Here is a 13624-nt window from a genome sequence, read left to right as displayed (position 1 = left end):
AATCTGTAATTTAAATATATCTCATGCTATAGTAAGTGTGAGATATATTTTTTTTATTTATGGAGGTAATATGAAGATACTAGCGAGTGATTTTGATGGAACTTTATTAGTTGATAAAGAGATTAATCAAAAGGATATTGAGGGAATAAAGAGACTAAGGAAAGAAGGACACAAATTTATTGTATCCACTGGAAGAACTTTTTTAGGGATGAAAGATGTCTTAGAAAAATATGAGTTAGAATTTGATTACTTAGTGCTTTGTAACGGAGCATTAATATTAGATAAAGACCTTAAGGTTATAAAAAATAGTATGATAAGTTTTGAAGTGGTAGAAAAGATTATTAAAGAATTCTCACAAGAAGAAAATACAATGGTTTATTTTGATAATGGAAATGGAATGAATTTAATTGAAAACCCTAGTGTTGATTTAAATAATCTTGAATTCTTTGCAGAATTAGATGTTGATACAGCATCAAAAGAGGAGATATTAAAATTAAAAAGTGGAGCCCTTATATTAAGTGTATTTGCGACAGATGGCTCAATAGAAAGAGCGGAGAAAATAAAAGAAAATTTAATAGGTATGTTTGGAGATGAACTTGGAATATTTAGAAATCAATTTTTTGTTGATATAGTATCAAAAGGTTCATCAAAGGGAAATGGACTTACAGAGGTACTAGAACTTGAAAATAAGAGTTTTGATGATATATATACAGTTGGAGATTCTTTTAATGATGTATCTATGTTTAATATAACTAATAATAGTTATACATTTAATAGGGCGGAAGAGGGCGTAAAAGAATATGCTAAGAATCATATAGACTTTGTTCATGAAATTGTAGATAACATAATAAAATAATTAAATGGATATTTTAAGAATATAAAGGTTAACTCATTTAAATAAGTTAACCTTTAAAATTATCTAATTTAAGAAATAAGAAGTATAAAAATGTTTATAAAAAATATAATGTTTATTTGCTATATATACTTTTAAAAATAGTATGATTTAAATAAAGGCATTATAGAGAAGGAGCTTTTTACTATGAAATTATTTAATAGTATTAAGAATGGTGCGATAAGGGCAGATATTATGCTAAATAGAGTGAATTTTCCAATATTAGCTGTAATATTAGTTTTAGCTATAGGATCAATGACATTATTTATTAAACCTTTAATAGGTATGGCTAATAATGGTGACTTTTTTAGAATTATAAGTCAAAATGATCTTCATTATTTAAACAATAATCCAGAAGATCAACAAGATGAGCATTTTAAATACTTTCAAAAAGACTATGGTATTAATCAGTATCATAGTGATAACAAAAGAATGCTTATATCAACTCAATCTATTCTAATAAAACCAGCAATTATGTTAAATAAATTAATTACAGGTAATAATAAAATATTTGATATCCGATTTTTGTCAGCTATATTACTTGTATTTCATGCAATAGCTGCTTATATATTAGTAAAGGTATTTACATCGTACTTAAGAAGGCCAGTATTTAAGTTAATGATAACTTTATTATACATATTTATTTTTATGGACACTGGCTATATAGCATATTTTAATTCTTTCTATGGAGAAGGAGTTAATATACCATTCTTTTTATTGAGTATAGGAATATTACTCTATATGATAAGACTTAATAAATTTACTTGGTATAACTTAATTACCTTTTTTATTACATCTTTTATATTCTTTGGAGCTAAGCAGCAATTAGCACCTACTGGTGTATTACTTGGAATTTTAATGTGGAGAATATTGCATTATACAAATAAATTATCAGTAAAAATACTATCTTGTATAATGGCAATAGCATTTGTTGTAGGAGCAGGATTTTTTTACAAATCAATAGAAGGAGACTTTGACTATATAAATAGATATCATGCATTAAATAGAGGTATTCTTTTAGATGAAGGAGATGCAGATAAAATACTAGATGATATGAATATAAATGATCAATATTCATTGCTAGAAAATACAATATATTTTGTAGATGTCCCTCAAATTGATTTGAAAAATAAAGATCTTATTAAATCATATTATGATCATTTTACGATAGATAAAATAATTCTTTATTATGCGACACATCCTAAGGATATGTTTAAGATGATTGATATAGGATTCAGAAATGCTTATTATATAAGGCCAATTACACAAGGAAATTATGAAAAAAGTGCAGGAAGGGAGCCAGGTGCTAAATCTTATTTCTTCAGTGGATGGAGTACATTTAAGAGTGAATATTTGCCTAAAACATTTATTGCATCTATGATTTATATAATATTATTTTTCATTTTATCTATAAAAAGATATAAACTTTCAAGATATGAAGATGATGAGAGTGGGAGATTAATGGAAGAGGCTTATGTATATATATTCTTAATAGGATTAGTCCAAATAGCGACATCATTAGTTGGAGCAGGAGATGCGGACCTTTCTAAGCATGAATTTATGTACAACATGTCTTGGGACATAATGTTTTTATATTTTGTATTAAATTTATTAAAGAAAAAGGACATTAAGGAGGGTTAAAGAGTGAGTTCGTTAGATATAAGAAAGAAAATAGACTTAGCAGTAACTATACTAATAGTATTTTTCTTTGGAATAGGGATTACATTTAATATATTAAAATTGGAATCAAGCTTTGAAAATTATATTATGTTTTTAATTTTAGTAATTGTTATGATTATATCTTATTATACAAATATAACATTGTCACTAATAGTATCCTTAGTTGTAGACTTTGTATATATGAGTATAAAACTTTATTTTGCATTAGGTGGAAATAGTAGAATTGATATTAGTACATATTTCTGGACTATTATTATTATTATTTCAGCTATATTAATATCTAATATATCAAGCCTTATTTTTAAGATGCAAAAAGAGATAACTGAACTAAGAGAAAGAAACAATAATCTTGTAATGATTGACCACGAAACAGGTATGCGAAACTCAAGAGCTTTTATGAATGAACTACCAATATATATAAGCATGACAAGGAGAAGAAAAGATATTCCAATAACTGTAATGGTAGTAAATATACAATATAGCGATAAGATAAAAGGATTCCTTGGAGAGGAGAAGTATAAGGATGTTATAACTTTTGCCGTAAATAGAATAAGTACTTTATTAAGAGGCGAAGACAGAAAATATATTATCAATGATTCAACTTTTGCGTATATATTATTATCAACTGAAGAAGGTGCAAGAGTAGTAATGAAAAGGCTTAAGGAAGAGATAAAGAAGATAGTTTTAGATGAGGATAGTTTACTTGGGGGATTGAACCTAGAGATACAAGTTGGATATAAGGCTTGGAGCGAAGATATAAAAGATCCAATTGATTTCTTAAGGAGAGCAGAAGCAGAGGTCGAGTATGATGTATAAAAAATATAGAAATTATATTTTTTATATTTTTATTATATTTGCTTTATTTGGTGTGCTTCCGCAAAGGAAAGCTTCTGCTTCAACATTGAATAATATAATCATATTATATGATAGCTATACTCAGTATGGAGAAGATAAGAATACCCTGGATTATGTAAATGAAATGGTGTTATCATTTGGCGGGAAAGTAGATATAGTTAATTTTAATGATTTTAAAGATGAGTTATTTAGAGATTACAGTAGTGTAATTATATTAAGTAATGATGATAATAGTCTAAGTAAAGATATGAAGGACAAAATCAAAAACTTTAAGGGAACTATATTCTGGATAGGAAAGAATTACGGTGAGTTTAAAGGCCAATCTAATATAACACATATCGGTTTAAATTCATTAAATAGTTCTACTCAAAAAAAGATTTTTAAGGCATTTAATGAAAAAGAAGTATGGATTCAAAAGAAATATTTTATACTAGATAATGTTAATCCTTTTATAGATTTAAATGAATTAGTAAATAAAATAGATTATTTAAATAGTCATGGAATTCAATTTTTTATTAGTGCAATACCTATATTTGAAAATACAGATTTTAATGCAATGAAGAGATTTGCAGAAGTGCTTAGGTATGCTCAATGTAAGGGAGGATATGTAATATTACATAGCCCATACATTATGGAAAAATCAGTACCTTCAGAAGATATAATTAATAAAAGTGAAATAGGATATCAAAATTATCTAAACTATCTTATATATCCATTAGGATTTGATATACCGGATTTCTTTTTATATAGAGAGGATATGAAGCAATTTCTTGAAAAGACAAATACAATCTTTATAAGTGATGATGAAGGTATGGGAGTCCAAAATCATGGATATTTTAAAAATATTAAATTTAATAATGTTATAAATAAGGTAGATTATACAAAGATAAATAATATTAAATATCGTGATTTTAAAGATATTGCTATATCTGTGGATAATAGTATACCTTATGATAAGTTTAAAAATATTGTAGATGAACTTAGAAATTTAGAGATATATTTTAATGATCCAAGATATTTAAATATAGAATTGAAGATAAATAATAATACAATAAAGTCGGGGATTAGTGGTACTTTTTTAGATGGAAGTCCAGTTACTCAAAATAATTTTATAAGTCAAGATGACTTTGCAAAAGCTGTAGAGAAAAATAGTAGCTTAGAGGAAAATGAAAAGTTAATAAGCATTGAAAAGCCTAAAAAAATAATTATAATAATAGCGGTATCTTCAAGCATTATTTTCTTAATAATAGTTATCTTGAGTAGGAAAAAAGACAAGAGGAAGTACTTCAAATAAGGAGACTGGTATGAATATATTTGATTATTTGGCTTTATACTCTTTGGCAGTTATATGGGTAATAATATTTATAAATGTCATATTAATGGTTGCTGGATATGTTTATTATACTAAAACTTTAAAAGTTAAAATGGATGAAGAATTAAAAGAATATCCTTTTGTTTCTGTTATGGTTCCAGCGCATAATGAAGCAAAGGTAATTAGAAAAACTGTTCAATCTCTTTTGGAGTTTGATTATCCAAAGGATAAATATGAAATTATAGTCATTAATGATAACTCAAGTGATAATTCACATGATATATTAACTGAAATACAAAATAATAATCCAGATAGAAATTTAACCGTGATAAGTACAGATAATATAGTTGGAGGTAAGGGAAAATCGAATTCTTTAAATATTGGATTTGAAAAAAGCAGAGGAGAAATTCTTGCAATATATGATGCTGATAATACTCCAGAGAAAAAAGCACTTAAATATTTAGTACAGACACTTATAAAAGATGATGGACTTGGAGCTGTTATCGGGAAATTTAGATGTAGAAATAAATCTAGGAACCTTCTTACAAGGTTTATAAATATAGAAACACTTACATTTCAATGGATGGCGCAGGCGGGTAGATGGCAATTGTTGGGTTTATGCACTATTCCAGGAACGAATTTTGTTATAAGAAGAAGTATAATAGAAGAAATGGGTGGATGGGACACAAAAGCAATAACGGAAGATACAGAAATAAGTTTTAGAATGTATAGAATGGGATACAAAATAAAATTTATGCCCCTTGCAGTTACGTGGGAGCAGGAGCCTCAAACTCTAAAGGTTTGGATTAGACAAAGAACAAGATGGGCAAAGGGAAATACCTATGTTGTAATAAAAAACTTCAAATATTTATTTAAGAGAAATGCTGGTGTTACTAGATTTGATATTCTTTATTATGCTATGACATATTTCTTATTCTTATCAGCAAGTATTATTTCGGATGGCTTATTTATACTTGGAATGACAGGACTTATCCATTTAAATTTAACTGGATTTGGGGCAATAATTTGGTTAATTGCAATAGTCATGTTTATATTATCTATAATGGTAGCGATATCTACAGAAAAAGGTGAATTAACATTTAAAAATATAATTATTATATTCTTAATGTATTTTTTCTATTGTAAGCTATGGGCTTTTGTAGCACTACTTGGATTTTATAATTACATTAAAGATATATTATTCAAAAGAGAGGTTAAGTGGTATAAAACAGAAAGATTTTAGAAGGGAGGATATAATATGAAAAATCACAATAAAGCAGAATGGATGTTTAAAGTATTACTAATATTCAGCTTTACCATTCTTATAGGATTTACCTTAAATAATAATATTGCGAATGCAGCACCTAAAAATAATAAAGTTACAAACCAATCAAATAAAAAAACTTTTTATATAGATTCTGATGTAGTATTTAAAGGGGTATTTTCTTCTCATAGTTGGTTTTTTGATTTAGAAAAATGGTGGGGAACAGACTATGTTGAGGCAGAAATAGATTTTAGTATGAATCAGGTTGTTCAAAAAGGCGTTGAAAGTTATTTAACTCTTTCAGTAAATGATATACCATTTTCATCTGAGAAGATAGCATATAATCCTAAAAAAGAAACTCAAACTCTAAAGGTAAGAATACCAAAGAAACTATTTAAAGAAGGAAGTAATAAATTTACTGTAAATGCATATGCAAGAGTTACTGATTTGCCATGTGTTGATGATGTAAACTCAGCAAATTGGCTTGATATATACAAAACCTCTAAGGTAACAGTAAATTATAAAAACATAGCTTCAGATAATAATATTTCAAATTTTCCATATCCATTTTTAAAAGTTAATGATGATAAAAATCCTGGTACTGTAATTGTAGTGCCAGATAATTACACAGATAGTGATGTATCATCTGCATTAATGATGAATTCATATCTTGGAAGCATATATAAAAATGGTGATTATAACGGGAAGATAATAAAGTATTCTGATATAAAAAATTATAAGGATTATAATATAATTTATATAGGTGAAGAGAGTAATCTACCGAATGAACTTAGAGGCTATTTTAATAAAGTTGATTCAGGGAATTTTAAGAATGGATCAGTAATAAAAGAAGCACAATCACCTTATACAAAAAATGAAAATACAAAGATACTATTATTAGTATCAAATAATACAGATATGCTAAATAAGTCAATTAAGTTTATGATGAATGAAAATCTAGTTTCTCAAATTAATCAAGATCAATATATAATTGATAATAATACCAAAGAATTAGATATTGTATCAGAGCCTTCAAATAAGATAACCTTTAGTGAACTTGGTAATAATGAGATTCTTTTAAAGGGACCATTTAGAAGAACAGCGAACTTATCATATTACATACCAAAAAATAGGATTCTTGCAGATGGCGGAAAAATAAAACTTGATATGAGATATTCGGAGAATTTAGATTTTGATAGATCACTAGTGACTGTTTATATAAATGGAGTTCCAATAGGGAGCAAGAAACTTACTAAAGAAAATGCTAATGGAGATTTCGTAGAACTAAATATTCCATCTGATATTAAAAAAACAAGTTACTTAAATATTCAAGTTGCCTTTGATTTAGAGGTTCCAGGAGTATGGTGTGAAAAGAGAAGTGAAGATACGCCATGGGCACTAGTTACTGGAGATTCTTATTTATACTTACCAAATTCAAAGCAACTTAATTATTATTTTGATAATTATCCTAATCCATTTATAAATGATGGTGCACTTAATAATATATTAATAGTTACTCCAGATAATATGGAATCAGATGATTTAACTACACTAGGAAATATAGCATCATATTGGGGTAAGGACTTAAAATATAATATAGGAACTATAATGGTAAAGAAGGGCTCACAAGTAGGGAAAGAAAAGAAAGAAAAGAACCTTTTAATATATGGTACACCAGATAATAATCCATTTATAAAAGAAGTAAATGAAGATTTATGGTTTAAGTATAATAAAGAATATAGTGCATTTGAATCAAATGAGAAGTTGTATTTAATAGATCCATTTAGTTCTCAAATAACAACATATCAATTAAGTGAATCACCATTTAATAATCAATTAGGCATGCTTGTGCTTACATCACCTAACGATAAGTTATTAAGAGAATCAACGGAGTACCTATCATCATCAGATAAAGCATTCAAGCTTACTGGCGATTCAGAAATTATAGATCAGTATGGAAATGTAAGAAGTTTTGTTATGAGTGCTCCGAAGGAAAAGCCTATATTCGAAAAAATAAATAATTTAGATGGAAACATAAAGGTTTTAATGGCTACACTTATATTAATACTAATACTAGTAATAGCTATAATAATAATGTTCACATATAAGTATAGAAAATTAGATAAGAAAGAGAAAAAACATATAGTTGAAGACAAGATAAAGAATATATTTAAGAGAAAATAAAAAAAGCCTTAGGAGTTATAAATTCCTAAGGCTTTTAATTATTTCATTGTTTCTAAGTACTCATCATATGTCATAACTCTGTCAACTAAGCTACCATCTTCTTTAATATCAAAGATTCTATTTGCAATAGTTTGAATGAACTCATGGTCATGAGAAGCGAATAAAAGTACGCTCTTAAAGTCTTTAAGTCCATTATTTACAGCAGTTATTGATTCAAGGTCTAAGTGGTTTGTAGGTTGATCTAGCATTAATACATTTGCATTTGAAAGCATCATTCTAGATAACATACATCTAACCTTTTCTCCTCCAGAAAGTACTGAAGCTTCTTTTAATGCTTCTTCGCCTGAGAATAACATTCTTCCAAGGAAACCTCTTATGTAACTTTCTGATTTTTCCTCTGAGAATTGTCTAAGCCAATCAACAAGTGATAGGTTACAATCATTGAAGAATTCTGAATTATCTTTAGGGAAGTAAGAAGTTGATATAGTAACACCCCATTTGAATGCTCCGCTATCTGCTTCCATTTCTCCGCTTAATATCTTAAATAATGTAGTTATAGCTATTTCATTAGCACCAACTAAAGCAATTTTATCGTCTTTGTTTACTCTAAAGCTTACATTGTCTAGAACTTTAACACCATCGATAGTTTTACTTAAGCCTTCAACTACTAATATATCATTACCAACTTCTCTTTCAGGCTTAAATCCAACGAATGGATATCTTCTAGTAGAAGGTTGAATATCGTCTAAAGTAATTTTGTCTAATAACTTCTTTCTTGAAGTTGCTTGCTTAGATTTTGATGCATTAGCACTAAATCTAGCAATGAAGTCTTGAAGTTCTTTAATTTTTTCTTCTTTTTTCTTATTTTGATCCTTAGACATTTGAAGAGCAAGTTGACTTGACTCATACCAGAAATCATAGTTACCAGTAAATATTTTAATCTTACCAAAATCAACATCGGCTATATTAGTACAAACTTTATTTAGGAAGTGTCTATCATGGGATACAACTATAACAGTTCCTGGGAAGTTTATTAAGAACTCTTCAAGCCAGTTTATTGATTTAATATCTAAATGGTTTGTAGGCTCATCTAGTATAAGGATTCCAGGATTACCGAATAAGGCTTGAGCTAAAAGAACTTTAACCTTTTCTGAACCAGTTAATTCTGAAACTTTTTTATAGTGCGTATCAGTACCAATACCAAGTCCTTGAAGTAATGATGAAGCTTCTGATTCAGCTTCCCATCCATTAAGATCAGCAAATTCTCCTTCAAGTTCTGATGCTTTTATTCCATCTTCATCAGTGAAATCAGGCTTTGCATATAATGCATCCTTTTCTTTTATGATTTGATATAATCTTTCATTACCCATAATTACTGTTTCTAAAACTTCGAACTCATCATATTCAAAGTGATCTTGTTTTAAAACAGACATTCTTGTATTTGGAGCAATTGATACGTCTCCTGTGTTTGGTTCAACTTCTCCTGAAAGAATCTTTAAGAAAGTACTCTTACCAGCACCATTAGCTCCAATTACGCCATAACAGTTTCCAGCAGTGAACTTTAAGTTAACATCTTCAAAAAGCTTACGTCCACCATATCTTAAACTAACATTTGATACAGTTATCAATCTTATTCTACCTCATTTCATAAATATATTTATCTGCCTATTATAACATATAAATTAAAATAAATACCATAACAAAATAAACATTAGGTAAATGGCTCTAAAGTTAGTAAAAGTAATAACTTAGATAACATACCAATAGTAAGAATTTATATTGACAAGTTTTTTATAATGATGGTAAAATTAACTTATATTAAAAAGTAGGTTGGGAGAATCAGTCATGAAAAATTGCATTAACTTCAATTTTATAAAAAAAGTTAATATAGCATATTACTTTAATTATTATAGATAAAGTTTGTATTTATGAAATGAAATTATAGATACAAACTTTAGTCGAAACTTTAAGTTTGTATCTATGATGGTTAAGGTTAAATGACTTGTTCGGATTTAATATATTATTAGCCACATAGGACGAAATACTATGTGGTGCTTTTTATTTTTACAGTAAAATATGCCACATAGGAGAGAAATCACCTATGTGGCTTTTTATATAAATTTAATCATCAAGTACATAATAAATATGTATATTGATTAGTAGGATAGTAGGATAAGAAGGGGGACATTAAAAAAATGAAAAGAGAAAAATTTAGTAGTAAAGTAGGATTTGTATTGGCGTGTATAGGAGCGGCAATAGGGCTTGGGAACATATGGATGTTTCCATACAGACTTGGTCAATATGGAGGTGCGGCATTTTTAATACCATACTTCATATTTGTTTTTGGACTTGGTACGATAGGACTTATGACGGAATTCTCTTTTGGGAGAAGATTTAAGGGGGGATCATCAACTGGACTTAGTAAAATACTTAAAGGTAAAGGAATAAAATTTAATAGGCTTATTTCCTTAATACCTGCAATTGGACTCATGGGAGTATTCATGTTTTATAACATTGTTATTGGATGGATAATAAAATATTTTGGTATGAGTATAACAGGTAATATATCAAAAGTAGATATACCAAATTATTTTAATTCTTTTGCAGGAACTAGTAGTTCTATATTCTTTAATTTTATAGCCATAGCCATAACTCTTGGAATTGTATACATTGGAGTGACAAAGGGGATTGAAAAGATAAATAAAATAATAATGCCAGCATTATTTATAATATTTATATTACTTGCAATTAGATCTTTAACACTTCCTAATGCAATGGAGGGAGTTAAGTATCTTTTAACACCAGACTTTTCGTATCTATTAAAGCCAGAAACTTGGGTTATGGCTTTAGGTCAAGCTTTTTTTACAGTTTCTCTTAATGGATGTGGAATGGTTGTATACGGAAGCTACATTGATAAAGACTTTGATATTCCAAAATCAGCATTTAGCACAGCTATATTAGATACATCAGCAGCACTTTTAGTATCATTTGTAATAATGCCAGCAGTATTTTCTTTTGGATTAGATCCACAAGCTGGGCCACCATTACTTTTTATAACAATGCCAACAATATTTAAATCAATGCCAGGAGGACATATATTAAGTGTTATATTCTTTTTAAGTATACTTTTTGCAGCTATAAGCTCATCAATAAATATGCTTGAAGGGCCAGTTGAAGCTTTGATGGAAAAAACTAAGATTACAAGAAAAAAAGCCTCAATACTTGTTGCGCTTATAGGATTTATATTATCAATACCTTTAAATTTGAGCATGAGCGGCTTTGATAATTTTACTAATTTAATAACAATAGTTATATCACCAATTGCAACTCTTATAGTTGCTTTAACCTTTTATTTCATGCATGGAGCAGATAATGTCCTTGAAGAAGTTAATATTGGAGCTAAAAGAAAGCTTGGTGATGGATTTATAGTTATGGGTAAGTATGTATTTAGTATAACAACAATATGTGTAATAGTACTTGGTATTGTTTATGGGGGGATAGGTTAGAAATATCTATTGAAGTATATTTGATCATAACAAAAAAGATAATTTAGAGAAATAAAAGAAAACTAACTTCATTGCACTAGAGAGAATGTTTTTAGAGATCATTTTTATTTATTACGATTAGAGTTTAATGATTATTAGGATTTTTATATATTAGCCACATAGTATAGAACTATGTGGCTTTTTGTTTCTCTTTTTGATAGTAGACTAATATAAATTTCAATTTGAATTATAAAAATACTTTACATTAAAAAATACATTTAAAATTTAGGCTAAATTTATTTTTTAATGTAACTAAGCTCTTAATTTAATGTTTTAGTCAAAGTGACCTTTATAAATTTTTATCCATATCAAATGTCAATTTTGAAAGTTCAATGCTTTTAACTACTAGTTCTCCAATGTATTTCATAGTAATTTCACGCATCTTAGCAACAATTTCATGATTTTTATTTGTTAAGAATTTAGTTGCTTCTTCATTCCTTAAGTATTTACCAGCTTCATCTGTTTCATTAATAGTTCTAATTAAGAATTCACGACACTCTTTTAAATAATCTAAATCAGATTGGATTAATTTGCTGTAATGGCCTTCTACTAAGGCAGTAACAGTACGATACATCCAATAAGCATCAGTTAAATTCCATTCTAATTTTGTATCACTATAGCTTGGATCTGAGTCGTTAGAATTTCCGTAAAATGGTACATAAGGTGTATAAGCAGGAACACCTACACATATCCACATTATTGTAGACAAGTCTTCTGGCACATTATTTCTAACTTGCATTACATGAGAATTTTGAGTACGGTTTAAGGAAATTGGTCTGAATAAAAGTTTTTCAGTTTCTGTTCCTTTACCATATGGATCATATACTGTCTCGTCATAATGAGAACTTAAAATATATTCTACATCTTCCACAGAAAGTTTTCTATTTGCATGGAAAATGAATGGTAAATCATTAGAATCAGGCTCTTGTTTAATATCTGGATTAAAATATCTTTGTCCAAACCAAACTCTTGGAGTATTATAGTGACGATCTTTTTCTGTGCTTGTACCAAAAATTTTACGGAAGTTCCATCCAGATAAATTTGGATTTAGATTATTTTTTTCTACAAACTCTTGAATTCCTTCTGACCACATAAAGTTTTCATGATCATTAAAATCTATCTCTTCAATAGATACTTGGTTTGCAATTACACAACATGCATCATCTGGTATTCTTTGAGCTACCCAATGATGTCCTGTTACTATTTCCATATACCAAACATCATTTTTATCACTAAAAATAACACCATTTCCTTCTGCAGAACCATGTGTTTTAATTAAATTACCTAAATACTCAACACCATGTTTTGCTGAATCAATGTAAGGGAGTACCATAAGCATCATAGAATCTTCAGCTAATCCATCTGATAATAAAGGGTCATAAGCTAGTACATGTTCATTTGCATAAACACTTTCTGTTGCACTCATTCCTACATTTTTTTCATTAAAGCCACTTTCTCCAAAGAACCCTTCTTTTTTTATATCTACATTTGGAACAATTTGATACCTATAAGCGACTTTAGGTAGCTCAGCCTTAAATCCATTTTGATTAGAAGAATAAATGCCACTTTGTTCTTTATTGGATGCTTGAACATAAAATCTTTGTGGATTATAAGGTGCAAAAGTATCGTCATTTCTACCGATAATTGTTGAACCATCAATTGAAGCTTTTTTTCCTACTAAAACAGTTGTACACATAATACATTCCTCCTAAGTTTTTTTATTTAATTTAGTTAACAAGTTTATAATTAAATAAAATATTTATTTACATATTTTATATTACATAGTAACATTTTCAAGACACTCTATAATTCATATGATATACTTTAAGATTATTTTGTAAATCCTTCTAAATTTTAATTATTGATACCTAAAGTGCTTATTTATAACGTTT

9 protein-coding genes are annotated in these 13624 nt (G+C 28.0%); 7 read left to right on the top strand and 2 right to left on the bottom strand.

Annotated elements, in window-relative coordinates; all coding sequences use genetic code 11:
* Positions 1 to 70 precede the first annotated feature (70 nt).
* From JOC62_RS05390 to JOC62_RS05365, 6 genes are all read left to right on the top strand, one after another.
* Entirely contained in the window at positions 71 to 856 is a 786-nt protein-coding gene (locus tag JOC62_RS05390) for an HAD-IIB family hydrolase (protein WP_204594203.1), read from the top strand.
* A gap of 183 nt (positions 857 to 1039) precedes the next feature.
* On the top strand, positions 1040 to 2533 hold the full coding sequence (wsfD, locus tag JOC62_RS05385; RefSeq protein ID WP_243425020.1) for a glycan biosynthesis hexose transferase WsfD: 1494 nt from the start codon (positions 1040 to 1042) through the stop codon (positions 2531 to 2533).
* Between the two features lie 3 nt (positions 2534 to 2536).
* Positions 2537 to 3388 carry a diguanylate cyclase domain-containing protein gene (locus JOC62_RS19415; RefSeq protein ID WP_204594202.1) on the top strand — a complete coding sequence of 284 codons (852 nt, stop codon included), beginning with the start codon at positions 2537 to 2539 and terminating at the stop codon, positions 3386 to 3388.
* Positions 3378 to 4721 carry a DUF2334 domain-containing protein gene (locus JOC62_RS05375; RefSeq protein WP_204594201.1) on the top strand — a complete coding sequence of 448 codons (1344 nt, stop codon included), beginning with the start codon at positions 3378 to 3380 and terminating at the stop codon, positions 4719 to 4721. Before JOC62_RS19415 ends, JOC62_RS05375 begins: the two co-directional genes overlap by 11 nt.
* A gap of 10 nt (positions 4722 to 4731) precedes the next feature.
* A complete protein-coding gene (locus JOC62_RS05370) occupies positions 4732 to 5982 on the top strand; it encodes a glycosyltransferase family 2 protein (protein WP_204594200.1) in 1251 nt (416 codons plus the stop codon).
* 15 nt (positions 5983 to 5997) lie between these two features.
* Positions 5998 to 8187, top strand: a complete 2190-nt coding sequence (locus tag JOC62_RS05365) for a cellulose biosynthesis cyclic di-GMP-binding regulatory protein BcsB (RefSeq protein WP_204594199.1) — start codon at positions 5998 to 6000, stop codon at positions 8185 to 8187.
* A gap of 38 nt (positions 8188 to 8225) precedes the next feature.
* On the opposite strand, the gene JOC62_RS05360 is transcribed toward JOC62_RS05365, so the two are convergent.
* Positions 8226 to 9815, bottom strand: a complete 1590-nt coding sequence (locus JOC62_RS05360) for an ABC-F family ATP-binding cassette domain-containing protein (protein ID WP_204594198.1) — start codon at positions 9813 to 9815, stop codon at positions 8226 to 8228.
* Positions 9816 to 10382: 567 nt separating this feature from the next.
* On the opposite strand from JOC62_RS05360, the gene JOC62_RS05355 reads away from it, so the two are divergent.
* Positions 10383 to 11693 carry a sodium-dependent transporter gene (locus tag JOC62_RS05355; protein WP_204594197.1) on the top strand — a complete coding sequence of 437 codons (1311 nt, stop codon included), beginning with the start codon at positions 10383 to 10385 and terminating at the stop codon, positions 11691 to 11693.
* A gap of 328 nt (positions 11694 to 12021) precedes the next feature.
* Here JOC62_RS05355 and JOC62_RS05350 read toward each other — a convergent pair whose 3' ends face one another.
* Positions 12022 to 13428, bottom strand: coding sequence for a C69 family dipeptidase (locus JOC62_RS05350; protein WP_204594196.1), 1407 nt, complete (start codon positions 13426 to 13428; stop codon positions 12022 to 12024).
* Positions 13429 to 13624: the final 196 nt, after the last annotated feature.

Source organism: Clostridium sardiniense, from assembly GCF_016907995.1.
GTDB classification, from domain to species: Bacteria; Bacillota; Clostridia; order Clostridiales; family Clostridiaceae; genus Clostridium; species Clostridium sardiniense.
This window is presented reverse-complemented; position numbering and strand designations above follow the sequence as displayed.

Bases quoted from the DNA above. Each gene is read 5' to 3' on its own strand.
- JOC62_RS05390 (WP_204594203.1), top strand. From the start codon at position 71: ATGAAGATACTAGCGAGTGATTTTGATGGAACTTTATTAGTTGATAAA.
- wsfD (WP_243425020.1), top strand. From the start codon at position 1,040: ATGAAATTATTTAATAGTATTAAGAATGGTGCGATAAGGGCAGATATT.
- JOC62_RS05375 (WP_204594201.1), top strand. From the start codon at position 3,378: ATGATGTATAAAAAATATAGAAATTATATTTTTTATATTTTTATTATA.
- JOC62_RS05370 (WP_204594200.1), top strand. From the start codon at position 4,732: ATGAATATATTTGATTATTTGGCTTTATACTCTTTGGCAGTTATATGG.
- JOC62_RS05365 (WP_204594199.1), top strand. From the start codon at position 5,998: ATGAAAAATCACAATAAAGCAGAATGGATGTTTAAAGTATTACTAATA.
- JOC62_RS05355 (WP_204594197.1), top strand. From the start codon at position 10,383: ATGAAAAGAGAAAAATTTAGTAGTAAAGTAGGATTTGTATTGGCGTGT.
- JOC62_RS05350 (WP_204594196.1), bottom strand. From the start codon at position 13,428: ATGTGTACAACTGTTTTAGTAGGAAAAAAAGCTTCAATTGATGGTTCA.